The sequence below is a fragment of the Haloarcula sp. R1-2 genome, assembly GCF_011627385.1.
GTDB lineage: Archaea > Halobacteriota > Halobacteria > Halobacteriales > Haloarculaceae > Haloarcula > Haloarcula marismortui.
In genome coordinates this window covers 471,905-493,996 of record NZ_JAANTG010000001.1, presented here as the reverse complement: position 1 = coordinate 493,996, position 22,092 = coordinate 471,905, and the positions used below count along the sequence as shown (strand labels likewise).

Annotated in this window: 22 protein-coding genes and 1 pseudogene; 12 read left to right on the top strand and 11 right to left on the bottom strand. The window is 64.0% G+C overall.

Features of this window, described 5'->3' with window-relative positions; all coding sequences use genetic code 11:
• Positions 1–2 precede the first annotated feature (2 nt).
• Genes G9C82_RS02475 through citE form a run of 4 tightly spaced genes read left to right on the top strand, consistent with a single transcriptional unit; the run spans position 3 to position 4,830 of the window.
• A complete protein-coding gene (locus G9C82_RS02475) occupies positions 3–1,466 on the top strand; it encodes a methylaspartate mutase subunit E (protein WP_127013274.1) in 1,464 nt (487 codons plus the stop codon).
• A complete protein-coding gene (locus G9C82_RS02470) occupies positions 1,456–2,724 on the top strand; it encodes a methylaspartate ammonia-lyase (protein ID WP_127013821.1) in 1,269 nt (422 codons plus the stop codon). The genes G9C82_RS02475 and G9C82_RS02470 overlap by 11 nt, the downstream gene beginning before the upstream one ends.
• Positions 2,717–3,793: a 2-methylfumaryl-CoA hydratase gene (gene mch, locus G9C82_RS02465; RefSeq protein WP_127013273.1), complete on the top strand. Its 1,077-nt coding sequence runs from the start codon at positions 2,717–2,719 to the stop codon at positions 3,791–3,793. The genes G9C82_RS02470 and mch overlap by 8 nt, the downstream gene beginning before the upstream one ends.
• The gene (gene citE / locus G9C82_RS02460) at positions 3,790–4,830 is read left to right on the top strand and encodes an L-malyl-CoA/beta-methylmalyl-CoA lyase (RefSeq protein ID WP_007190468.1); all 1,041 of its coding nucleotides are present in this window, start codon (positions 3,790–3,792) and stop codon (positions 4,828–4,830) included. Before mch ends, citE begins: the two co-directional genes overlap by 4 nt.
• Positions 4,831–4,845: 15 nt before the next feature.
• On the opposite strand, the gene G9C82_RS02455 is transcribed toward citE, so the two are convergent.
• Both G9C82_RS02455 and G9C82_RS02450 read right to left on the bottom strand, forming a co-directional pair.
• The gene (locus tag G9C82_RS02455; protein ID WP_127013272.1) at positions 4,846–5,964 is read right to left on the bottom strand and encodes a pyridoxal phosphate-dependent aminotransferase; all 1,119 of its coding nucleotides are present in this window, start codon (positions 5,962–5,964) and stop codon (positions 4,846–4,848) included.
• Between the two features lie 38 nt (positions 5,965–6,002).
• A complete protein-coding gene (locus tag G9C82_RS02450) occupies positions 6,003–6,146 on the bottom strand; it encodes a hypothetical protein (protein ID WP_004961837.1) in 144 nt (47 codons plus the stop codon).
• A gap of 78 nt (positions 6,147–6,224) precedes the next feature.
• Here G9C82_RS02450 and G9C82_RS02445 point away from each other — a divergent pair, with 78 nt between their 5' ends.
• Together G9C82_RS02445 and G9C82_RS02440 are read left to right on the top strand one after the other, a co-directional pair.
• Positions 6,225–6,734: a CinA family protein gene (locus tag G9C82_RS02445; RefSeq protein ID WP_007190466.1), complete on the top strand. Its 510-nt coding sequence runs from the start codon at positions 6,225–6,227 to the stop codon at positions 6,732–6,734.
• A 36-nt stretch (positions 6,735–6,770) separates the two neighbouring features.
• Entirely contained in the window at positions 6,771–7,277 is a 507-nt protein-coding gene (locus G9C82_RS02440) for a metal-dependent hydrolase (RefSeq protein WP_004961832.1), read from the top strand.
• Here the strand turns inward: G9C82_RS02440 and G9C82_RS02435 are convergent.
• Positions 7,274–8,035, bottom strand: a complete 762-nt coding sequence (locus G9C82_RS02435; protein WP_007190465.1) for a PHP-associated domain-containing protein — start codon at positions 8,033–8,035, stop codon at positions 7,274–7,276. The two genes, G9C82_RS02440 and G9C82_RS02435, sit on opposite strands and share 4 nt — an antisense overlap.
• Positions 8,036–8,150: 115 nt before the next feature.
• Between G9C82_RS02435 and G9C82_RS02430 the strand changes: the two genes are divergently transcribed.
• Positions 8,151–8,450, top strand: coding sequence for a hypothetical protein (locus G9C82_RS02430; protein ID WP_004961826.1), 300 nt, complete (start codon positions 8,151–8,153; stop codon positions 8,448–8,450).
• Positions 8,451–8,576: 126 nt separating this feature from the next.
• Here the strand turns inward: G9C82_RS02430 and G9C82_RS02425 are convergent.
• From G9C82_RS02425 to G9C82_RS02390, 8 genes and pseudogenes are all read right to left on the bottom strand, one after another.
• Positions 8,577–8,648: pseudogene (locus G9C82_RS02425) on the bottom strand (transcription elongation factor Spt5); the annotation flags it as partial.
• 133 nt (positions 8,649–8,781) lie between these two features.
• Positions 8,782–9,219 (bottom strand): transcription elongation factor Spt5, encoded by a 438-nt coding sequence (locus G9C82_RS02420; protein WP_004516836.1) that lies wholly within the window; start codon positions 9,217–9,219, stop codon positions 8,782–8,784.
• Between the two features lie 4 nt (positions 9,220–9,223).
• Positions 9,224–9,403: a protein translocase SEC61 complex subunit gamma gene (locus tag G9C82_RS02415; RefSeq protein WP_004516835.1), complete on the bottom strand. Its 180-nt coding sequence runs from the start codon at positions 9,401–9,403 to the stop codon at positions 9,224–9,226.
• 148 nt (positions 9,404–9,551) lie between these two features.
• Entirely contained in the window at positions 9,552–12,005 is a 2,454-nt protein-coding gene (locus G9C82_RS02410) for a methyl-accepting chemotaxis protein (protein WP_174789825.1), read from the bottom strand.
• Positions 12,002–13,240, bottom strand: coding sequence for an ABC transporter substrate-binding protein (locus G9C82_RS02405; protein WP_241244070.1), 1,239 nt, complete (start codon positions 13,238–13,240; stop codon positions 12,002–12,004). Before G9C82_RS02405 ends, G9C82_RS02410 begins: the two co-directional genes overlap by 4 nt.
• A 128-nt stretch (positions 13,241–13,368) precedes the next feature.
• Positions 13,369–14,529 (bottom strand): cell division protein FtsZ, encoded by a 1,161-nt coding sequence (ftsZ, locus tag G9C82_RS02400; RefSeq protein WP_004592941.1) that lies wholly within the window; start codon positions 14,527–14,529, stop codon positions 13,369–13,371.
• Positions 14,530–14,632: 103 nt separating this feature from the next.
• Positions 14,633–15,988 carry a D-aminoacyl-tRNA deacylase gene (locus G9C82_RS02395; protein ID WP_127013271.1) on the bottom strand — a complete coding sequence of 452 codons (1,356 nt, stop codon included), beginning with the start codon at positions 15,986–15,988 and terminating at the stop codon, positions 14,633–14,635.
• Positions 15,988–17,349 (bottom strand): sodium:calcium antiporter, encoded by a 1,362-nt coding sequence (locus G9C82_RS02390; protein WP_121302997.1) that lies wholly within the window; start codon positions 17,347–17,349, stop codon positions 15,988–15,990. Before G9C82_RS02390 ends, G9C82_RS02395 begins: the two co-directional genes overlap by 1 nt.
• A gap of 133 nt (positions 17,350–17,482) precedes the next feature.
• Here G9C82_RS02390 and G9C82_RS02385 point away from each other — a divergent pair, with 133 nt between their 5' ends.
• The 5 genes from G9C82_RS02385 (at position 17,483) to G9C82_RS02365 (ending at position 22,046) form a co-directional block, all read left to right on the top strand.
• Positions 17,483–18,280, top strand: coding sequence for a shikimate dehydrogenase (locus G9C82_RS02385; RefSeq protein WP_007190460.1), 798 nt, complete (start codon positions 17,483–17,485; stop codon positions 18,278–18,280).
• A 50-nt stretch (positions 18,281–18,330) separates the two neighbouring features.
• On the top strand, positions 18,331–18,918 hold the full coding sequence (locus tag G9C82_RS02380) for a helix-hairpin-helix domain-containing protein (RefSeq protein WP_011223184.1): 588 nt from the start codon (positions 18,331–18,333) through the stop codon (positions 18,916–18,918).
• A gap of 70 nt (positions 18,919–18,988) precedes the next feature.
• A complete protein-coding gene (pabB, locus tag G9C82_RS02375; protein ID WP_127013270.1) occupies positions 18,989–20,458 on the top strand; it encodes an aminodeoxychorismate synthase, component I in 1,470 nt (489 codons plus the stop codon).
• The gene (locus G9C82_RS02370; RefSeq protein WP_127013269.1) at positions 20,455–21,189 is read left to right on the top strand and encodes an aminodeoxychorismate/anthranilate synthase component II; all 735 of its coding nucleotides are present in this window, start codon (positions 20,455–20,457) and stop codon (positions 21,187–21,189) included. The genes pabB and G9C82_RS02370 overlap by 4 nt, the downstream gene beginning before the upstream one ends.
• A complete protein-coding gene (locus G9C82_RS02365) occupies positions 21,174–22,046 on the top strand; it encodes an aminotransferase class IV (RefSeq protein WP_127013268.1) in 873 nt (290 codons plus the stop codon). The genes G9C82_RS02370 and G9C82_RS02365 overlap by 16 nt, the downstream gene beginning before the upstream one ends.
• The last annotated feature ends 46 nt before the right edge of the window (positions 22,047–22,092 follow it).

Here is a 22,092-nt window from a genome sequence, read left to right as displayed (position 1 = left end):
CTATGCCAACTGACGAGCGACTCAGCGACGACCAGCTACAGCGCATCGCAAACGACCTCAGAGACAACTGGCACACAGGCCGCGAAGTCGACTTCGAGGAGGCCATCGCCTTCCACGAGTCGCTGCCGGCCTCAAAGCAGTTCGCCCAAGTGCTGGAGTCCGCCGACCAGCCGCTCCTCCAGCCGCGAGCGGGCGTCCCTTGCCTCGAAGAACAGATCGACCTGCTGCGGTATCTACAGGACGAGGGCGGTGCGGACCTCCTGCCGACGACCATCGACTCGTACACGCGCGACAACGAGTACGAGAAGGCTGAGGAGGGACTCGCCGCCTCTCGCGGCAGCGACGAAAACGAACTGAACGGCTTCCCCGCGGTGAACCACGGCGTCGAAGACTGCCGGCGGCTCATCCGGGCGCTCGACGCACCGGTCGAGGTCCGGCACGGCACGCCCGATGCCCGGCTACTGGCGATGGTCACGCTTGCCGGCGGCTTCCAGAGCTTCGAGGGTGGACCGATTTCTTACAACATCCCATACACGAAGCGACACGACCTCGCGACGACCATCGAACACTGGCAGTTCGTCGACCGGCTCTGTGGGGCCTACACTGAGCGCGGTGTGACGATTAACCGCGAGCCCTTCGGTCCGCTGACCGGCACCCTCGTCCCACCGAGCATCGCAATCGCGGTGATGCTCGTCGAGGGCGAGCTCGCTGCGACACAGGGTGTCCGGTCGCTCACGCTGGGTTACGGACAGGTCGGAAACCTCGTGCAGGACGTGGCAGCGTTGCGGGCCTTGCGGAAGCTCGGCAACGAGTATCTCCGCGATGAAGTGACCGTCACGACCGTTTTCCACGAGTGGATGGGGGGATTCCCGCCCGACGAGGCGCGGGCAAACGGCGTCATCAGCCTCGGCGGCGCGACAGCGGCCGTCGCCCAGCCGGACAAAGTCATCACGAAGTCCGCCCAGGAGTTCCAGGGCGTGCCGACGAAGGAGGCCAACGCGGCCGGACTGCGAACGACGAGACAGCTTATCGATATGATGATTGAACAGGATATCGACCTCGGGGGTATCGACGAGGAACAGGCGCTCATCGAACAGGAGACACGGGCGCTGATGGACGCTATCTACGAGGCCGGCGACGGCGACGTTGCACAGGGAGTTATCAACGCCTTCGACAGCGGCGCACTGGACGTGCCCTTTGCGCCCAGCGACGCCGCCAAGGGCGCGGTGCTCCCGGCCAGAGACGACGATGGCCGGGTCCGCATCTTCGAGTTCGCGGACCTCGCGCTCCCGGACGACATCAAGGAGATTCACGCCGCGCGACTCGGCGAGCGAGCCGAGACCGAAGGCCGCGACCAGTCGTTCCGGATGGTCGCCGATGACGTGGACGCCATCAGCGATGGGAAGCTCATCGGGCGGCCGGGCGGCGACAACAGCCCCGCAGGGGGTGCAAGCGATGCGGATTGAAGACGTTCGAACGGTTCCAGGCCTCTCCGGGTTCTTTTTCGACGACCAGCAGGCCATCAAGGATGGGGCGACCCAGACCGGGTTCGCCTACGACGGCCAGCCGGTCACGGACGGGTTCGACCGCATCCGCGAGGCCGGCGAGGCGCTCATCGTTGAAATCGAACTCGCAGACGGCTCCATCGCAACGGGCGACTGCGCCGCGGTCCAGTACTCGGGGGCCGGCGGCCGTGACCCGCTGTTCCGGGCTGAAAAGTACCGGCCTGTCGTCGAGGGGGCTGTCGCTGACGCACTCCGTGGGCAGGACGCGACCCAGTTCGGGGCCAACGCGACGATGCTGGAGGAAATGAGCCCACAGCGCTCGGGCGGCGACCAGCTCCACACCGCGGTCCGCTACGGCGTCTCGCAGGCGCTGCTGAACGCCGCCGCGCAAGCACGCGGGGTGACGCCGACGGACGTACTCGCGGACACCTACGACACCGAGCCGGCGACCTCGCCGGTTCCGGTGTTCGGCCAGTCGGGAGACGAACGTCGTATCAACGCCGAGAAGATGCTCATCAAGGGCGTGCCGGTGTTACCCCACGGCCTGTTCAACAGCGTCGAGAAGGTCGGCGAGAACGGCGAAGGACTGCGTGACTACCTCGCCTGGCTCTCGGACCGGGCGACAGCGCTCGGGCCGGAGCCGTACTCGCCGCGCTTCCACGTGGACGTGTACGGCATCCTCGGGAAGGTGTTCGGCCCGCCGTACGACCGGACCGAAGTGACCGACTACTTCGAGACGCTGCGGGAGGCCGCCGCGCCGTACCCCCTTCAGGTTGAGGGACCGATGGATGCTGGCGGTCGGCAGGCACAGATAACCGAGATGGCCGAACTCCGCGAGGGACTGGCCGATGCAGGCGTTGACGTGGACATCGTCGCCGACGAGTGGTGCAACACCTTTGAGGACGTGCAGGCGTTCGTCGACGCGGAAGCGGCCGACCTCGTCCAAATAAAGACGCCGGACCTCGGCGGCATCCAGCGCTCGGCCGAAGCGGTGCTGTACTGCGACGGCACGGACACCCGCGCCTACGTCGGCGGGACCTGCAACGAGACCGTGACCTCGGCGCGGGCCTGTGCCCACGTCGCGCTGGCAACCGACGCCGCGCAGGTGCTGGCGAAACCGGGCATGGGCTTCGACGAGGGGTACATGGTCGTCACGAACGAGATGCGGCGGGCGCTTGCCAGACGGGACGCCACACAGGAGGTGCCGGCTGATGACTGACTGGACTGACCCCGACGCGCTGGACCTCTCGGACGACGAGACGTTCAATCCGCTACTGGACAGGGCTGACACCCGAGAGAAAGGCCACTTCTTCGAGTTCTTCACCGAGGGCGACGAACTCGCTCACGACCCCGGCCTCCGACTCACCCATCACGGCAGCGAGCAGTGGATGGGCCAGACGCTCAACCACGACCCGGCGTACTGGCGGGCCGATACCGCCCGCGAACGCGATTTCGAGGAGCGCCCGGTCCACCCGGATTACCTGCTGGCGTGTGTGATGGGCATCACTGTTGAGGACCTCTCGGAGAAGGGCGGCTACTTCCTCGGCCGCGACGACGTGACGTTCCATCAGCCGGTGACGGCCGGGACGCCGCTGTCGGTCACTTCGACCGTCGTCGACACCCGCACCTCTTCCTCCCGGCCGAAGTACGGTATCGTCACGTGGGAGACGGAGGGTCGGGACCGCGAGACCGGTGAGACGCTGGTCTCCTACCGGCGGACGAACATGATTCCGCGACGCGAGCCAGCGGCCACTGACGGCGGAGCTGTCGGCGAACAGGACGAGGGCGGACCGGCGATACCTGACACCCTCATCTCGCCTGCCGGGGAGCGCTTCGATGACTTCCAGACGGCACTCGAACGCGCCGACACGGAGAACGCCGCCGTCGCCTACCGCCACGAACGCGGGCGGACGATGGACGACCAGCTCGTCGCCGGGCTGCCGCTGGCGACGCTCAACACCGCGCGCCAGCACCACAATCGCGACGAAATGGCCGACTCGCCGTCGGGCGACATCGTCGCGTACGGCGATGTGACACGCTCGGTTGCGCTGGCCCACGCCCGCTCCGACGAGGCGACCTACCGCGAGCGTCGCTTCGCTGACGAGCGGTTCCACGACTTCGTCACGCTGGGCGACACCGTCTACGGCTTCACTCGCGTCCTCGACTGCGACCCCGACGCCGGACCGGAGCAGGCCGGCGCGGTCACGTTCGAGCACGTCGCGTTCAATCAGGACCAGACCCCGGTCTACTCGGGCCGGCGAACCGCACTCATTCAGCGAGATACATGACACGACTCTGTCGCACATTCCAGACCGCACCGGCCGCGATACCGAACGACAACAGCGCGAAGTTCCTCGTCTCGGGACTCACCAGCGAGGGGTTTCAGGCCCCCGACTGGCTCGTCCCCGACATTGAGGACGGCACTGCGCCGTCGATGAAAGACGAAGCCGTCGACAACATAATCGAACACATCCCGGACCACGCCGACGACTTCGCCGGGGACATTCTCCCGCGGGTCGAGTGGGCCTACGACGACGCCGACGCCCGTGAGCGTGGCATCGAGCAGGTGACTCGCCTGGCCGAGGCGGTCGGCGAGGAACTCGACGGCTTCGTCTTCCCGAAGGTTGGTCGCCTCGACGACGTGCGCGACGCCGCAGGCGTCATTGCCGACGCTGAGCGCGACGCCGGGCTTCCCGAGGGGACGCTGGAGATGGCGATCATTCTGGAGACGGCCCCCGGCCGCTCGGACCTCCGCGAGATCTGCCAGTACGCAACAGACTCTCGGCTCTCCGGGCTCGTGTTCGGGCCGGTCGACTACACGGCAGAACTCGGCGGGCGCACGCTCGACGGCGAGCGGCCCCGCTGGGACGGCCTGCTCGAAGCGCTGTCGAACGAGACGAGCGCCGCCGACATCGTCGCCATCGGCGGCCCCTTCGACCAGTTGTTCCACGAACGCGCTGGCGTCACCTACTACAACGCCGAGGGGTACGCCGATCAGGTGGCGTACGAAGCGACAATCGGCATCGACGGCTCGTGGTCGCTCCACCCCAAGCAGACCGAACAGGCGAATCGCATCCACATGCCGACAGTGGAAGAAATGGAGCGAGACCTCCACAAAATCGAGTCGTTCAACGAGGCCAAACGCGAGGGCACTGGCGCGGTCGTCGTCGACGGCCAGATGGTCGACGAAGCGACATACAAGAACTTCGCCAACACCGTCAAAACAGTCCGAGCCATCGACGAGACACATCCTGCCCAGACCGAGGCGTACTACGATGACGACTTGCTGGCGCGGGCGAGAGACGTGGAACTGATTTTTGGCTAAGCTGGCAACAGCTTTTTATCCGAAGTAGTTCGCCAGCCGCTGGGCTGCCTCGTCCACCCGGGAAGTCACGAGCGCGAACCGTATCCAGTCGCTACGGGACTCGCCGAAGGCTTCGCCAGGCATCCCGGCGACGCCGGCTTCGTCGATGAGTTCGTACACGTTCTCGAACGACCCGGGGAAGTCAGGGAACCGCGCCATCACGTAGAAGCCGCCGTCGGGGCGGTTGTACTCGGCCCCAGCCGCAGCCAGTGCGGCACAGAAGTCGTCGACGCGCCTTTCGAGTCGCCGTCGGCAGGCGGCGTAGTAGTCCGGACTCGTCGTCTTCAGCGCCCGCAGGACGGCGTACTGCGCTGGTCGGCTCCCGGTGACGTTCGTGAGCATGTGCTGAGTGCGAGCGCGTTCGAGCAGTGTCCCAGTGGGGCCGTCCTCCGGCGGGAAAATCACATAGCCGACCCTAAACCCCGTTATCGCCATCGTCTTCGAGAAGGAGTTGGTGGCGACGACGTGGTCGGAGTCGGCGCGCAGCGCTGAACTGAACCGACCTGCGTAGTCGAAGTGGTCGTACACCTCGTCGCTGAGTAGCAGGGCATCGTACTCCTCGGCGATGGCTGCAAACTCGGCCATCGCTTCAGCGTCGTACACTGCGCCGGTGGGGTTGTTGGGCGAATTCACCACGATGACGGCCGTCTCCTCGCTCGCGGCCGCCCGAACGTCCGCGGGGGCCAGTCGGTTGTGCTCGTCGACCGGAACGAAGGAGATGTCCGCGCCGATGAAGTTCGCCCGGCCGGCGTAGTACGGGTAGACCGGGTCAGTCAGGAGGATTTCGTTGCCGTCGAAATGATAGAGCCCGCCGGTCATCGCGAGGTGGTTCGCCTCGCCAGCGCCGTTCGTAATGAGTACGCGGTTCCGGTCCACCCCACGCCGAGCGGCGATTTCATCGCGGAGCGGCGTCAGCCCCACGCTGGGTGGGTACTGATAGTCGTCAGCGGACGCTTCGGCATAGTCCCGTAGCCCGTCCCGAAGCCCCTCAGGCGGGTCCCAGTCGGGATTGCCCGACACCATGTCCACCACGTCCCGGTCGGCCCGGGCCGCGTACTGCATGACCCGGAAGAACTGGGGTTCCGTGTAGTCCATATGTCCACTCCGACTGCCGGCCCCGTCTGCTTTTCTGTCTACTGGCGAATATACAGCGTCAGTCCGCCGAGGACGAGCAACAGCATCCCCCACAGGAGGTCGGACCCCGGCAAGACCCAGAGGAACAGCGTCACGAGGCCCGATGTAACGAGTGACCAGCCAAGCGTCGTCTGATAGCTCATATACACAGTTGTGTCTCCAAGCTGAAATATATCGGCCTGCCCTGAACGTTTATTCGCCTATCACGACAACTACGGACAATGGCAGACGACACTGCGGCCCCGGTCGAGAAGCGCGTCGGCAAGCGTCTCCGAGAAGCTGCTGCCACGGTCGCCACCGCGGAATCCTGTACCGGTGGCCTTGTCGGTTCGAAAATAACGGACATACCCGGCTCCAGCGACTACTTCGACCGCTCGCTGGTCACCTACTCCTACGAGGCCAAGCGAGAACTGCTGGCCGTTTCGCGGGAATCGCTGGACGCTCACGGCGCGGTCTCCGAGCCGGTCGCTATCGAAATGGCTCGGGGCGTCCGCGACACCGCCCGGACCGACTGGGGCGTCGCTACGACTGGCGTCGCTGGGCCGAGCGGCGGCTCGCCGGAGACGCCCGTCGGGACGGTGTACATCGCCGTCGCCGAGGCCGCCCCCTGGGGAACCAACGAGTCTGGCGTGACAGTGTCTCGCTACGAGTTCGATGGCACCCGTCGCGAGATCAAATCGGCCATCGCGACACAGGCGCTCCGGGACCTGGAAACCGCCTTACAGGAGTAGTAAGCTCTTTCAGTTGGGACACGGACGGTCAGGTAGATGAACAAACGTGGGCACGTCCTGAACGCCGTCCTCTTGAGCATCGGACTGGGATACGTTCTTGACCCCTCGGGCGACGTGACGACCTTCGCAACAATCGCGGAAGTGTTCCTTCCCATCGTCTTGGGCGCACTGTTTCCCGATGTCGACACCGCCTTCGGCAAGCACCGCAAGACCCTGCACAATCTCCCCGTCCTCATCATATTCTTGGCCCATCCGCTGTATCACGGCGGCAATCTCCAGTGGGTGTGGCTCGGTGTCCTCACGCACTACGTGCTTGACTACTTCGGTTCCCGACGGGGGATTGCCCTGTTCTACCCGTTCTCGGACACAGAGTATGGCTCACCGACGGGCGTGACAACCTCAAGCGACCGCGCCGAAGCCGTTACCGTCGTGATTACCGCCTTCGAACTGCTCGCGGTTGCCCTGCTCGTCCACGTGCTCCCACAGTATCTGCCGCCAACGGTCAGGACCTTCGTCGTCGAGAACAGCGCGTTTCTGGTTTAGTACACCTTCACGTCGTTGAATCGACCGTCGTACGCGACGTGGTCAGGGTGTGTCGGCTCGGTCCCCTGTAACATCAGTCGGTCGAACTTGCCCCACGTGTTTTCCAGCCCCAGATGCGCCCACTCGACCGCCCGGCGGAGGTCGTGTGAGAGACCATCGCGATGGAACAGCGACCGCTCCACATCGTTTTGCAGCGCCACACTGAGCCCCGCCACGCTCTCGAACGCCTTGGTGAACGTTACGTACGCCTCGCCGACGGTGCCGCGAACGTGGGCATACGAGGAGACGAACGGCTCGTGACCGGTTTCCGACGTGAACGACTGCGCACGGTCTCGGTGATGGGACAGCTGCTTGGGGTTGTACACTTCTAGCGCGTCGATGATGTCGTCGTACGCTTCGATGTCGTCCAGTCCGAGACTGACATTGAGAAAACCGGGATGCGGAACCAGTACAGCCGCGTCTTGGCGGTCCAGTTCCCGCATCGCGCCGTCGAAGGTAATGAAATCCGGAATCGGGTCTTCGAGGCCTATCGCCAGTACGTGCCGGCGCTGTTGCCAGGTGCCAGTAAATATCTCTCTGGCCGGAAACACAGTCAGCTCTTCGTCGGAAAACGCCTCTGCTTGCCGCCGTATCTCCGACAGCCGCGTGAAATGCGGCGCATACACCAGCGCGTCGAGGCCACGTGCCTTCGCGCGCTCGACGACCCCGTCGTCGAGCACTTTCACGTGGAGATCAACGGCGTACCCCTCGGGTTGCACGGTCAACGCTAACTCCGTACTGCCATTAGGGGTTTCCGTTTTGGCAATCTGAGAGACAGACTTCTGACAGGTGGCAGCCAACGTTTTTAACCCCGGGTCGCATGCCACTGAGCAAATGCCACGCTGGGAGTGCGACATCGAAGGGGACGAGAGACAGTTCGACCGCGTCGAGGAGCTTATCATCCACCAGTCGGTCGAACACGACCGTATCGAGTGTAAGGTCTGTGGTGCCGTCGTCCCCGACGGCTACTTCGCTATCAAGCACGCGTTCGACGAACACTCCCGCGCGGAGTACGTTCGCGCCTACGACGCCTCCGCCGCCGAGGTCCGCCGTCGTGAACAGATAAAGGAATCCGTTGAGGCCGCCGCCAACATGAGCGAGGTCATCGACCGACTGGAAGGCGGCGAAGCGTAGCAACTACCGCTATTTTACGACGGTGCCTGACTTTGCTCAACAATGATTGCCAACTAGTTTGAAAACGCTTGATTGCTCCCTTGCGGGTCGCTACGCATCCGTTCGAATTGCACGAGACCCGTTCGCCTACCGCTCTTCGGAGTCCAGCACTCGAATCTGGTCACCACGCACGGTAACCGGAATCGGGACCGTCGCCTCCTACTGTTCCACCTTTTTCTTCGTCGGGTGCGCTCACTGTGTTCGCGCACCACTCCTCGAAAAACGTGGGCGAAAACGCGGGCCCTCAGTCGTTCAGGCCCGTGAACCACCGGCTCCGCCGGTGGATATGGGTCTACCGCTCTTCGGAGTCCAGCACTCGAATCTGGTCACCACGCACGGTAACCGGAATCGGGACCGTCGCCTCGTACAGTTCGACGGTGACCTGGTCCTTGCCCTCGTCGATGCGCTGGACCTGCGCCTTCTCGCCCTTGAACGGGCCGGCGATGAGTTCGACGATGTCGCCCTCCGCGATGCCTTCCACGTCCGGTTTCGGCGAGAGGAAGTGCTCGACTTCCGCCATCGAAGATTCGCCCTGCACGACGCCGTTGGCGTGGGGAATCTCGTCGAGGATGCGGTCGAAGACGTTGTGGTCGTCCGCTTCGACCATGACGTAGCTCGTGAGCGAGTCCGGCGCGAGCGCGGCGTGGATCTCGTCTTCCTCGCGGGAGATAATCATGTCCGCGACGGTGCGTTCCTGGCTGGCCGTGGTTTTGACTGCGTAGATCCCCATCGGTTTACACCGGCTTGCTGCCAGGCACGAAGGTCATCACAGCGAAGATGATGAACCCGAGCAGTCCGACCAGCGCGATGCCCGCGCCGGCGATTTTCGCGATCTGGGAGAACTCCTCCCACGACGGCGTACTCGCCAGTTTGAGTACGCGGATGTAGGAGGTGAGATCGTATGGAACGTCCATAGCGGGTCGTACCCACTGGTGGCTTTTCTATATTGTGGTGCGCGGCGACGAGTCCTCACCCTCACAGAATGCGCTGGGTATCGTCTCGAATGAAAAGTAGCCGACAGACCGGGGCGATACCCGGAACAGGCGACCCGAACCCGCTCGGTCAGTCGTCAGTCAGCGCAGTTCCGCCCGATTTGTGTGTCCCCAGCTCGCTACCGTTATCGGCATCGCTGGTTTCGAACTGGTCGATAAGCTGCTTGAGGTCAGTCGCCTGACTGGAGAGCGACTGTATCTTCTCGGTGACCTCCGTGATCGACGCCGTCTGTTCCTCGGCGGACGCGGCGACGTTCTCGGCCTCGGCGGATGTCTCCTCGCTGATCGAGCCGACTTCCTCGGCCATCGAGACGACCTCTTCCATCGAGGCCGCCTGCTCGTCGGTCGCGTCGCTGATAGCCTGCACCCCGTCGTTAGCTTCGTTGACCTGCTGGACAATACTGGTCAGCGAGTCGGTTGCGTTTTCGACCGTCTCTTTCCCGGTATCGACGCTCTCGCCCATGTCCCGCATATCCTCGACGGTGGAGTTCGTCCGGGACCTGATTTCGCCGATCATCGACTCGATGTCAGTCGTCGCTTCCTGCGTCTCCTCGGCGAGCGTCTTGATCTCGCGGGCCACGACGGCAAACCCTTCGCCTGCCTCACCGGCCCGAGCGGCTTCGATGTTCGCGTTAAGCGCGAGCATGTTCGTCTGTTCCGCGATTTCGTCGATGAGCGTCGTCACCTCGCCGATGCGCTCCATCTCTTCCGCGAGTGACTCCACCTGTTCGATAGCCTCGGTGGACTTCCGTTCGAGCGCTTCGATTTCGGTGGCGGCCTGCTCGGCGTACTCGCGGCCGGACTCGCCGTCATTGACGGCCTGCTGGGACTTCGACGCGACTTCGTCGGTCGACGAGGTGATTTCCTCGACAGTCGCCGACAGGTCGGTCATCTCGTCGCTCACCTGCTGGATGTTCCGATTTTGCTCGTCAGCGCCTTCGGCGATCTGTTGCACCGACTCGCTCACCGACTCGCTGGCCGACCGCACTTCCTGTGCGCTCGCCGAAATGGTCTCCGTTGAACTGTCAACGGTTCCAGCGAACCCTTCGATGCGGTTGACCGTCCGTTCGAGTTCCGCGATCATCTCGTTGAAGCTCTCCGCGATATCGACCATCGCGTCGTAGTCGCTGTCGGTGGCCATCCGCTGGGTGAGGTCCCCGTCCGCCGACTTGTCCATTACGTTGCTGAACTCGGCTGCCTTCGCTTCGAGGGCAGACGCCATCGACTCGGCGTCTTCTTTTGCCGCCTCCGCCTCGTCTCTGGCGGCCTCGACGTCGGTAATCAACGTCTGGATATCCTCGCCCATCTCCTCCAGCGCCGCACCGAACTCTCCGGGGATGCTTTCGTCGAGCGATGGGTCGTCGAACCGCTTTTCGGCGAGCGCGTCAGCCTGGTCCGCGGCGGTCGTCAGGTACGCCTGCATCGACGCGAATGAGTCGTACAACTGTCCCATTTCGTCGACGCGCGTGGTCTCCGGGAGGGTACTGTTGATCTCACCGGCGGCGATGTCTTCGGCGCTTTCGGCCACGCGGGAGAGTGCGTTTGCGGTTCCGCGCCCAATTGTCACGCCGACGACGAACAGTGCCCCAACAGCAAGCGCCACCAGGAGTGCGATATTTTGCGAGACAGCCGACTGCAGGGCGAATGCGCGGTCCTGGGGCACGTGATACAGCAACGCCCAGTCAGTGCCGGTCACCGGCGTGTACGCCATCACGTACTGCCCGTCTTCCATCCCCGTTCTGGCGGAGACGGACTTGTAGCCGGTTTCGCCGTTCAGTGCCGAGTCAACACTGGTATCGGTCGCGTCCCCGGTTGCCGCATACTCTTCGAGAATCGAACTCTTCCGATTGTCGAGGATGATCTGCCCGCTCGACCCGACGACCTTCACGTCGCCGGTCGCAAATGGTGATGTGAACTCGTGGGAGCGCGCCTCGAGCGACGCCGTCAGCACGATGTATTCGTCGCTGCCGGAGACGGGCTGGACGAATGCGATGACCGATTCGTTCCCGCTCTGGTACGCTTCGGACGTGCCCGTCGGTCCCGACGAGACGACTGCACCACTCGCGTCGGTCCACGGGTCGTCAACGTTGCTCAGTGCGACGCCGTTGAGTTCGTCGTCAGTGCTGGCGGTGACTGTGCCGTCAGCGGCATCGACGTAATGCAGCGCCCGGACATCTCCGGGGAGCCCGATAAGCTTCTGTTCGAGCCACTGCTGCTGTTCTCTGTCCGATGTCGATTCGGACCGGTCACCGATAGACGCTGCAAGGAACGTCGCCGTCGACTGCTTGTTCGAGACCCAGCTCGACACGGAACTCGACTGGGACTCCGCAACACCGATGATCTGTTCTTCGGTCTGTGACTCGACCAGCGACCCCGTATCGAGGTGGATCGCCGCGCCGCCCAGCGCGAGAACGACGACCACGCCGAGCAGCAGGACGCCGAACTTCGCCGCGTACCGCCGCCGAATAACGTCAGGGAGCGCACGTTCCGTCGCCTGAACCATCCGGCTCGGGAGTGAACTCATTGATTCCCTCCCGATGCGAAGAACTGTGGCTGCAATAGCTCTAGCGACTCGACTGACCCATTATTGACTTGTTCGATCAGGTACGAACTCAGCGGTTCGAGGTCCGCAGTCAGGTCGACGCCTCCGGACGCGCCCTGGTAGTTCACTGATCGGCCTGCGTCAGTGAGTGACCGAACACGACCGAAGTCACCGACTGAAACAGTGTGCCCAGACCCGCCGGAAACCGACTGAATGGTTTCGGCGATTGCCGGACCGCTGGCTTCACCGGCCTGTTCGGCGGCACATGCCATCAAAAACAGCGCGTCGTAGGCGTTAACCGAGTACGCTCTGGGCTGATCGATATCCGGGAGTCGGCGGACGAGTTCGAAGTACGCTTGCGTTCGCGCGGAAGACAGACTGGCGCTGTAGAACCCTTCAAAGTATGATGGGAGGTCGCCGCCGAACATTCCCGCTGACAACACCCATGGAACGTCGTACTCCGACTGGCTGTACGCATCAAGGATACCGCGTTCCTGACCGGAGACGCTGGTGAAAGTGACGGCATCAGGGTCGTTCTGGAACACTTCTGCGAGCGTGTCGTCGAACGATTCCGACGATGGGTCGTACCGAACATCGGCGACGACCTCGGCGTCCAGCGCCTCACGCTGTGCCTCGGCCAGTCCAGCACCGAACGAGTTGTCGAGGCTCAGTAATGCGACGGAGTCCGCATCGATGTACAGCGAGTCATCGACGACTTTCGCCATCACCAGTGCTTGCGTCCCGTCGCTTGGCACCGTTCGACCGAAGAATTTCCGCCCGTTGGCCTGGCCGGCCGTCGATAGTTGCGGGGCGGTGCTGGCTGGGCTGACTTCCATGATCTCGTCGCTGGCCGCCTCCGGTGCAAGGGCGAGCGACGCGTCACTGACGAGGCCACCGACGAAGCCGATGACACCACGGTCGACAAGCGTCCCGTACTGCTCGACAGCGGTTTCGGCGTTCGCTTCGGTATCGAGGATGGTCACTTCGACATCGTTACCGCCGATACCACCGGCCGCGTTGACGTCGCTCGCTGCCTGCTCGACCATGCGCTTGCCGTGTTGCCCGAGCGGAGCGAGCGCACCACTGAGTGGGAGAACCGCACCAAACTGGACGGTGTCACCGCTCCCGCCCAGGGTACCAAGGCAGCCAGACGAGAGGCCCAAGCTCCCAGCTGCGATACATTTTTTGAGAACACCACGCCTCGAGTCAGAGTACATAAAGAAAGAGTCTGAATTTCCGGATAAACGCTTTTCGGCGAGAATATCATTTATGATAGAGAAAATGTAGATAGGGCGGCACGTAACGGCGATTACGGGGAAATAGAAAACTGAGACAGCGAGGCAGTTTAGTCGACGTAGTCGATGTCTTCGCCGAGCTGCTGGGCGGCCTTCTCCTGCTCGGCCTCGCTCTGGCCGTATATCTGCGGGCTCTCGACGCCGGTGACGACGATCATCGTCTCCATCTTGCCCTCGAACTCGTTGTTGACCGACGCGCCCCAGATGATGCGAGCGTCGGGGTCGATACGGTCGTAGATCTCCTCGACGACACCCTCGGCCTCCTCGATGCTCATGTCGGGGCCGCCAACGACGTTGACGAGCGCGGAGTTCGCGCCGTCGAATTCCACGTCGAGCAGCGGGGAGCGAAGCGCCGAGCGGATGGAGTCCTGTGCCTTGTTCTCGGAGTCAGATTCGCCGAGGCCAATCATCGCGACGCCGCCGTTCTCCATAATGGTCCGAACGTCGGCGAAGTCCACGTTGACGAGGCCGGGTTTGGTAATCAGTTCGGTCATGCCCTTGACCGAGCGCATCAGCACGCGGTCACAGATCTTGAACGCGTCCTGCAGCGGCATCGACGGCGCATAGTCCAGCAGGCGGTCGTTCGGCACGACGATGACCGTATCGGAGACCGAACGGAGTCGTTCGAGGCCAGCGTCGGCGTTGGCACGGCGGCGTTCACCCTCCGCGGTAAACGGAATCGTGACGATAGAAATGGTGAGTGCGCCGGCTTCCTGCGCGGCCTGTGCGACGACCGGGGCCGCGCCGGTCCCGGTTCCGCCGCCCAGACCCGCGGTGACGAACACCATGTCCGACCCATCGATGGACTGCTGGATATCTTCGATATCTTCCTGTGCGGCCTCCTCGCCGATTTTCGGGACTGAACCGGCCCCGCGACCGCCGGTACGCTTGCGGCCGATGAGAATCTTGGTGTCGGCGGCCACCTCGTCGGCGAGGTGCTGTGCGTCAGTGTTTGCGGCGACAAGTTTGGCCCCGTGGATGCCCTCCTCCATCATCCGGGTGACCGTGTTTCCGCCAGCGCCACCACAGCCGACGACCGTAATCTTCGTCTCCAGGTCTTTGACGACGCTTGCCAGTTCCTCGTCGGACATCGTCCCCGATGTGGACATGTCCTGCGACGGCGTCGATGTCGTTTCGTCGACAGTCCCGCCAGCCGCGTCCTCCCCGTCTTGTTCTGCCTCGTCGATAGCGTCGTCAATTATCGAATCCATAATTTAAAGCGTCCTTGCAGACGAATAGTTATTAGTTTTCCCCCTGTGTCTGACGCCCGTCTGACGTGTTGAGTGCCAGCTTTGGCGGCTAACGCGCCAGTGTTCACAGCGTATATCGACGTATACGCTCGCGCTGGAACCGCTCCGGGTCGATTTCTTCGCCGTCGATTTGGACTGATTCGCCAGAGGCGAGTTTCCCGAACTTCGGTCCTTCAGGGATATCAGCAGTTCGCGCGAGGTCCGGATCGAACGCTGTCTCGCGGGCAACGAGTTCGTCCGCGTTTCGCTCGACACTGTCGAAGCGTTGTTTGAGGATTTCGACGAGTGGGTCGACGACCGCTTCCAGTTCCGTCGTCGCCGGACAGACAATCGGTCCGGTGACCACGGTCCCGTTTTGCTCGGTTGCGTACGCAATGGACTGACGCTCAATAGTGTCACGTAGTGCCTCGCTATCAACGCCGCGCACGTCCGAGATAAGTTCCCTCGGGAGGTCGAGTACGGTCCACTCGCCGTCGTATCCAGGTGCAAGTGCTCCGAATCGAAGGCCCTCGTCAACTGGCCTGACAGCGTCTTCTAGCGCCTCGACGAGGCCAAGGTCGACACCGGTTGTTTCCTGAACGAACGTCTCACTGACGACGCGGTAGCCCAGCGACTCGATGGCGGCCGTGAGGTCCGGCCGGTCGCCCTCCATGAGAGCGTAGTCGGCCGCGCTGGCCCGGACGGCGCGGTCGAGCACTGTGTCGCGCTCCTCGTCGCTGTCGGCCCACTCCGCCAGCGCGTCCAACGACCAGTTGGCGGCGATGTGGCCGACCGCCCAGTCCGTCTCACGAACAACTCGCTCGAACCGCGGGGCGTAGTGGCCGCCGCCGACCCCGAGGAGGTGGCGGCGCGTCCCGTTCTCACGCGGCCTGTCAGCCGGTTCGTCGGCGAGGTCCAGTATCGCTCTGGCGGTGGCCTCGGCGGCGTCGGGGTCCTCCCACTGTGGCTCCGCACTGCCGACCTCGACAAACATCGACGGGACACCGACTGCTGTCGGGCCGTGGTGCGTACACTCCATCCCGACTTCGTAGTCCGGCGGAGCGTGGCGCTGGAGTGCCGACACCACGGCCTTGTGAGCCCCGGGACAGGCGCGGGCGAACTGCCCGTCTTCGCCGCCGTACTCCGCGACACCGAAGTTTCCGGTATGGTGGGCCGTCAGGAGCTCGTCCGTCTCGCCGGCGTGTTTTGAGGCGAACACCAGCAGGTCCGGGTCGTCGAACGCTGCCGCGACGTTTTCGATGTCCAGATGTAACGCCTCGAACTCGCGGAGTTCCACGCTGTCAATCTGGTACACCGTACCGCCGCCTTCGTCGTCGGGCCGCGTTTCGTCGACGCTCGTTTCCCAGTCCCGCAATGAGCGCAGGTGCTCTCCGATGTGCATCGATGCCGCGTCGGCGTGTGAGACAACGATTCCGAGCATCAATCGGCGTTCTCCAGATGGACCGGTTCACGACCCACCGCGGACCGGACGGCGTCACCGGCCAGCCCAAGCAGGTGTTTCAGCGCCTCGCGGCGCTGGACGAACAGTCCGACCCCGAGGAGGATGTACAGCCCTGTATACGCCAGCAGAAGGTCGTGACTCGATATCGGCAGAGCGAGAAGGTCTCTGATGATGGCGAACTCCAGAACCACCTGCGAGATGAACAGCGCGAACAGCCCGATTGCTTCCCGGATACTGATCTCGAAGTTGACCAGAATGGCGAGCGCAAAGAAGGACTGGGCCGCCGTAATCCAGATCTCCGCGCCCTGTCTGGCGTCGAACGGCAGGACGCCGTACCCGCCGAGTGCGATGGAGTACACCACTGCGATGGTCCCGATGAGCAGCGTCCACTGATTGAGTTTCGAGGAAATGAGGGCGTTGAACCCCGCCGTCGAGCGGGCCTTGTTGACCAGCACGGCGACGACAATGAGCTCAGGTGACTCACTGGCCAGCGGGGCGACCCACTGGATCATGAAGAACTCGGGGATGCCGTTCGCGACGCCGATCTCTTCGAGGCCGTGGGCGAACGGCTCAACCGCGGTGAAAATCATTGCGCCGGAGTAGCCAAACAACGCCAAGACGACGAGTGGCCGCCACGGCAGCGACCACTCCTGGAAGTACTTTGGGACGCCGACGGTGTGCTCGCTGTGTTCGATATCGGACTTGAGCACGAGGCCGATGTACGCGACGTAGAGGCCCACCAGAAACAGCGTATCGAAGATACCGATACCGCCGCCGAGAGGGACAAGAAACGCCCACAGCGTCGCCAGAAAGAGGAAGGAGATCTCGGTTGCGATGTCGGTGTCCAGCTGGACGGCGTCTTTCAGGAAGCCGTCGCGTTTCGTGACTGCGGGGTCCCGTGTCTTTGCGGCGCGCCAGACGGTGAACACGGCGATACCCGCCCAGCCGATACCGATGAGGATGCGGTTCGCGCCGGTCATGTTCGCAATCGCGAGGTTCGCGTCGTGACAGGCGCGAGCGAGCCCCCCGCTTGCGGACTCGATTTCTGCCGCCGTGAACTGGCGACAGGCCTCCGTCGTCGCCCCACCAGCCCCGGCGTTCCAGGCGTACAGCGCGTCAACGGCGTACTCGGGAGCCACGGCGAGAATGGCGAGGACGGCGATAGCGAACGCCCTCGGTACGTCTTTCTCGGCGGTTTCAGCGCCCCAGGCCAAGAGGAACGACGCCCCGAGGACGGCGAGCCCACTGACCGCGACGGTGGTCACGTTCCCGACCTCAATGCCGGAGATAAATAGGTAAATCCAGCCGACAGTCAGGGCCAGCGCGACTGCGACTTGCATCAGTGGATGGCGAAAACGACTCACTGTCGGAAGTGTGGCTGGGTCTGGCTGAAAAGCTTGCGAAAGTGTCGGCTGCAGACCGTGCTTCCCACAGAGCGTGGCGTTCATACGACCGGGGCGCGCTGGCGTTGGTATGGACGTTTACGGACTCATCGGCAACCCGGTCGGGCACTCGCTGTCGCCCCCGATGCACGAGGCGGGCTACGAGGCACTGGGACTTGATGCACGCTACGTCACGTTTGAACCACCAGCGGATGCTGGTGCCGAAGCCATCGAAGCGGCAGAGACGCTCGGAGTCGACGGCCTCAACGTCACAATCCCGTTCAAGCAGGACGTGCTAGACGCCGTTGACCCCGCACCGCTCGCCGAGCGCATCGGCGCGGTCAACACCGTCGATTTCACCGGTGGGACGCCGACGGGCTACAACACCGACGCGGTCGGTGCGGTCCGAGCGCTGGACCATCACGACGTGTCGCTGTCGGGTACGGCGGTCGTCGTTGGGGCCGGCGGTGCGGGGCGAGCGGTCGCGTTCGGTCTCGCCGACGAGGGGCTGTCGGTGCGGATCGCGAACCGGACCGAGTCTAAAGCCGACGCGCTCGCCGATGAAGTCCCGGACGCCTCCGGCCACGGGCTCGATTCGCTCTCCGACCTGCTCGCAAACGCCGACATCCTCGTCAACTGCACCAGCGTCGGCATGGAGGAGGACAAGACGCCGGTCCCCGCCGACGCGTTACACAGCGACCTCGCGGTGCTCGATGCGGTGTACACGCCAATCGAGACCCGTCTGCTACAGGACGCGGCGGCCGCGGGCGCAACGACCGTTGACGGCGCGTGGATGCTCCTGTATCAGGGGGTTGAAGCGTTTGAACGCTGGACTGGCGAGGACGCACCTGTAGACAGGATGAACGGCCGATTGCGCGAACACTTGTAACGGAGCGGTCACCAGCAAGAGATTTGTGTTGGGGATAAATACGTTCATGTATGGGTCTGCTTCAGAAATTGAAATCTGCCCTCGGGCTTGACGGGACTGGGTCATCCACGTCGGGAACCAATCGCGACGTGGACGTGACCGTCGAGCGAGAGCCCTCTACTGAAGACGAAGACGCTGTGAAGGGGACGAACACCGCGACGACTACCGAGACCCACACATCCGATACCACGGACGGGGCCGGGACTGAATCAGGGGATGGGAGTGCAACATCTGCTCAGACGGCCGAGTCGGAGACTGCGGCGTCACCGACTGCGACCGACGACGAATCGACATCTGCGACCGATGCTTCTCCAGCAGGGTCCGAGCAAGAACCAGTGGTCGACGACGAAGCCAGCGACTCGGAGGCCACCGCTGACGAAGAACCGGCCGAGGCTGATGCCGAGACTGAGGACGAGGAAAGTACTGCCCCAGTCACGGAAATAAAGGGTATCGGTCCCGCCTACGCCGACCGACTCGCTGATATCGGTATCGAGACGGTGGGCGAACTGGCCGCTGCGGATGCAGCGGACATCGCCGCAGACACCGACCTCTCAGAGAGCCGCGTTTCGGGCTGGATCGAGCGGGCCGAAGACTTCTGAAACCGTTGACGTTCCGTCTTTTTGCGCCGAACCGCAAGGGAATTAGTCGCCGCACTGTTTTCGTTCGGTAATGCAATCGGTCGAAACCGACCGGACCACGTTCACCGACCTTGCGGCCGACGCGCATCCAGCGGCGCGCGTCCCTGTCGAGGTTCGAGTGGACGTCGATGACCCGTTTCTCGCCTATCGCCGGGCGCGCGACGAAACTGGCGGCGTGTATCTGGCGACGACCGGCGGCCAGTCGGGGTGGGGTTACTTCGGGACCGCTCCGGCGGACTTCCGCGAGGTCGACCCCCGAGCTGGCGGGACCCTCGCCGCACTGACTGAGTTTCTCGACGGCGAGCGGCTGGTCCGTGGTGACTGCGACGTGCCGTATCCCTGCGGAGCCGTTGGATGGCTCTCCTACGACGTGGCGCGGGAACTGGAGTCGCTGCCCGACAGCGCCGATGCCGACCGCGCGCTCCCAAACCTGCAGGTGGCCCGCTACGACCGCTTCGCCGCTTGGGAGGAACCCCGCGGTGAGTCGGTGACGCTGCGCGTGACAGCCTGCCCGCGGGTCGACGACTTTGAGACGCCCGAACTGGCCTACGAGTTCGGCAAGCAGCACGCGCTGGACTTGGCGCGGGCAGCGGCACAGGGCGACCCCAGTGTCGAGGATCCGCCGGTCGAGACCGATGAAGCAACCTTCGAGAGTGACTGCACGCGCGAGTCATTTGCTGACCGAGTCCAAACGGTCAAGCAGTACATCCGCGACGGCGACACGTTTCAGGCGAACGTCTCACAGCGTCTCCGCGCACCCGCCGCAGTCCATCCCGTCGAGGCTTTCGACGCGCTTCGAACTGTGAACCCCGCACCGTACTCTGCCCTGCTTGAGTTCCCTGGCGTTGACCTCGTCAGCGCCAGCCCGGAACTCCTCTTGCACCGCGATGGCGACCGTATCGAGACCGAACCCATCGCTGGCACCCGCCCGCGGGGCGAGACGCCCGACGCTGACGACCGACTGGAAACGGACCTGCTCGACGACGCGAAGGAGCGCGCCGAACACGCGATGCTCGTCGACCTGGAGCGCAACGACCTGGGGAAAGTGAGCAAATTCGGGAGCGTGGAAGTGTCTGACTACCGCCGCGTCGACCGCTACTCCGAGGTAATGCACCTCGTCTCGGTTGTCGAGGGCCGACTCCGCGACGGCGCGTCTCTGCAGGACGCCATCGCTGCGGTGTTCCCGGGCGGCACCATTACCGGCGCGCCGAAACCCCGGACGATGGAGATTATCGACGAGGTCGAGGCCACGCGACGAGGACCGTACACCGGCTCCATCGGCCTGTTCGGCTTCGATGGCCGGGCGACGCTGAACATCGTCATCAGAACGCTGGTCCGGTACGCCGAGGAGTACCACCTCCGCGTCGGTGCCGGGGTGGTTCACGATTCGGACCCGGACCGCGAGTATCAGGAGACGCTGGACAAGGGCCGCGCGCTCGTTAACGCCGTCGACGAGGCGCTGGGCCGGCGTGTCGACCTTGCCATGGAGGACCAGCAATGAGCGGCCACCGTGGCGGCGACGATAGCGGCAACAACACTGCGGGCGGCCCGGCGACGGACTCGCTGGCCCCGACCGTCCTGGTCGTCGACAACTACGATTCCTTCGCGTACAACCTCGTCCAGTACGTCGGCGAGGTGGTTCTCCGACTGGGCGGGACCGAGGACGATGTGGTCGTTCGGCGCAACGACGCCATTGCTGTCGAAGGTATCCGGGAGATGGACCCCGATGGCATCGTCGTCTCGCCGGGGCCAGGGACGCCCGAGGATGCCGGCGTCTCGATGCCGATATTCGAGGAATTGCAATACCCGACGCTAGGGGTTTGTCTCGGCCACCAGGCACTGTGTGCGGCCAACGGCGCGCCAGTCGGCCACGCCGAGGCGGTTGTCCACGGCAAGTCTTCGTCGGTTACCCACGACGGCACAGGTGTGTTCGAAGACATCTCAGACCCGTTCGAGGTCGGGCGCTACCACTCGCTGGCGGTCGACCGCGAGAACCTCCCCGACGTACTGACCGAGACGGCATACACTGTCAGCGACGACGCTGAGGCCGCTGCGGTACCGGAGTCAGCCGACGCTGCCACCGCCGACGGCACGGACGAGTCGCAGGTCGTCATGGGCGTCCGCCACAGCGACCGCCCGCATATCGGCGTGCAGTTCCACCCCGAGAGCATCCTGACAGACCACGGCAAGACCATGATCGAGAACTTCTGCCTACTATGCAATACCACGTAAACGGGACGCTCGTCCCCGAGGACGAGGCAACGGTGTCGGTGCGCGACCGCGGGTTCATGTACGGCGACGCGGCGTTCGAAACGCTCCGGGCCTACGGCGGCGAGCCGTTCCGGTGGGACGCCCACCGCGAGCGCCTGCAGCGGACGGCCGAGACGCTGGGCTTCGCTGACGCCGTGCCCGAGGACCTCGGGGAGCGCGTCGACGAGACGCTCGCGGCTAACGACCTCGAGGAGGCGTACGTCCGGCTGTCTGTCACGCGGGGCGTCCAGCCCGGGAAGCTCACGCCGGGGGCCGACGTCGACCCGACGGTCGTCGTCATCTGCAAGGAACTCCCGCGGGGCGGCCTTGACGGCGAACGCATCTGGGATGAGCCGGCGTCAGTCCAGACGGTTCGGACTCGGCGGATTCCGGGCGAGGCCGTCCCGGCGGACGCGAAGACGCATAACTATCTCAACGGGATTCTCGGCCGGCTCGAACTCCGGAAGGCCGCTGCTGGCGGCGAACCCGCCGACGAGTGTCTCATCCGGGACATGGACGGCAATCTGGCCGAGGGAGCGACGAGCAACCTCTTTTTTGTCACGGACAACGGCCTCCGGACGCCGAGTACGGACCTCGACCTGTTGCCGGGGGTCACCCGCGACGTGGTGATGGACATCGCCCGCGGCGAGGACTTCCCCGTCGAAACCGGCCACTATTCGCTCGATGCCCTGCGTGACGCCGACGAGGCGTTTCTCACCAACTCGACGTGGGAGATCCGCCCCATTGCGACCGTCGACGGCATCTCCGTCGGGAGCGGGCCGATGACGAAGCTCCTGCAGCGACTGTTCGACGAGCGAATCGAGGAGCGCTATTACTGAGGCCGATTCAGTTCTGGTGGTCGTCTCCTCAAGACGAGAATAGGGC

Excerpts from the sequence above, each read along its gene's own strand:
- G9C82_RS02475 (WP_127013274.1), top strand. The coding sequence starts at position 3 with ATGCCAACTGACGAGCGACTCAGCGACGACCAGCTACAGCGCATCGCA.
- G9C82_RS02470 (WP_127013821.1), top strand. The coding sequence starts at position 1,456 with ATGCGGATTGAAGACGTTCGAACGGTTCCAGGCCTCTCCGGGTTCTTT.
- mch (WP_127013273.1), top strand. The coding sequence starts at position 2,717 with ATGACTGACTGGACTGACCCCGACGCGCTGGACCTCTCGGACGACGAG.
- citE (WP_007190468.1), top strand. The coding sequence starts at position 3,790 with ATGACACGACTCTGTCGCACATTCCAGACCGCACCGGCCGCGATACCG.
- G9C82_RS02455 (WP_127013272.1), bottom strand. The coding sequence starts at position 5,964 with ATGGACTACACGGAACCCCAGTTCTTCCGGGTCATGCAGTACGCGGCC.
- G9C82_RS02450 (WP_004961837.1), bottom strand. The coding sequence starts at position 6,146 with ATGAGCTATCAGACGACGCTTGGCTGGTCACTCGTTACATCGGGCCTC.
- G9C82_RS02445 (WP_007190466.1), top strand. The coding sequence starts at position 6,225 with ATGGCAGACGACACTGCGGCCCCGGTCGAGAAGCGCGTCGGCAAGCGT.
- G9C82_RS02440 (WP_004961832.1), top strand. The coding sequence starts at position 6,771 with ATGAACAAACGTGGGCACGTCCTGAACGCCGTCCTCTTGAGCATCGGA.
- G9C82_RS02430 (WP_004961826.1), top strand. The coding sequence starts at position 8,151 with ATGCCACGCTGGGAGTGCGACATCGAAGGGGACGAGAGACAGTTCGAC.
- G9C82_RS02420 (WP_004516836.1), bottom strand. The coding sequence starts at position 9,219 with ATGGGGATCTACGCAGTCAAAACCACGGCCAGCCAGGAACGCACCGTC.
- G9C82_RS02415 (WP_004516835.1), bottom strand. The coding sequence starts at position 9,403 with ATGGACGTTCCATACGATCTCACCTCCTACATCCGCGTACTCAAACTG.
- G9C82_RS02410 (WP_174789825.1), bottom strand. The coding sequence starts at position 12,005 with ATGAGTTCACTCCCGAGCCGGATGGTTCAGGCGACGGAACGTGCGCTC.
- G9C82_RS02405 (WP_241244070.1), bottom strand. The coding sequence starts at position 13,240 with ATGTACTCTGACTCGAGGCGTGGTGTTCTCAAAAAATGTATCGCAGCT.
- ftsZ (WP_004592941.1), bottom strand. The coding sequence starts at position 14,529 with ATGGATTCGATAATTGACGACGCTATCGACGAGGCAGAACAAGACGGG.
- G9C82_RS02395 (WP_127013271.1), bottom strand. The coding sequence starts at position 15,988 with ATGCTCGGAATCGTTGTCTCACACGCCGACGCGGCATCGATGCACATC.
- G9C82_RS02390 (WP_121302997.1), bottom strand. The coding sequence starts at position 17,349 with ATGCAAGTCGCAGTCGCGCTGGCCCTGACTGTCGGCTGGATTTACCTA.
- G9C82_RS02385 (WP_007190460.1), top strand. The coding sequence starts at position 17,483 with ATGGACGTTTACGGACTCATCGGCAACCCGGTCGGGCACTCGCTGTCG.
- G9C82_RS02380 (WP_011223184.1), top strand. The coding sequence starts at position 18,331 with ATGGGTCTGCTTCAGAAATTGAAATCTGCCCTCGGGCTTGACGGGACT.
- pabB (WP_127013270.1), top strand. The coding sequence starts at position 18,989 with ATGCAATCGGTCGAAACCGACCGGACCACGTTCACCGACCTTGCGGCC.
- G9C82_RS02370 (WP_127013269.1), top strand. The coding sequence starts at position 20,455 with ATGAGCGGCCACCGTGGCGGCGACGATAGCGGCAACAACACTGCGGGC.
- G9C82_RS02365 (WP_127013268.1), top strand. The coding sequence starts at position 21,174 with ATGCAATACCACGTAAACGGGACGCTCGTCCCCGAGGACGAGGCAACG.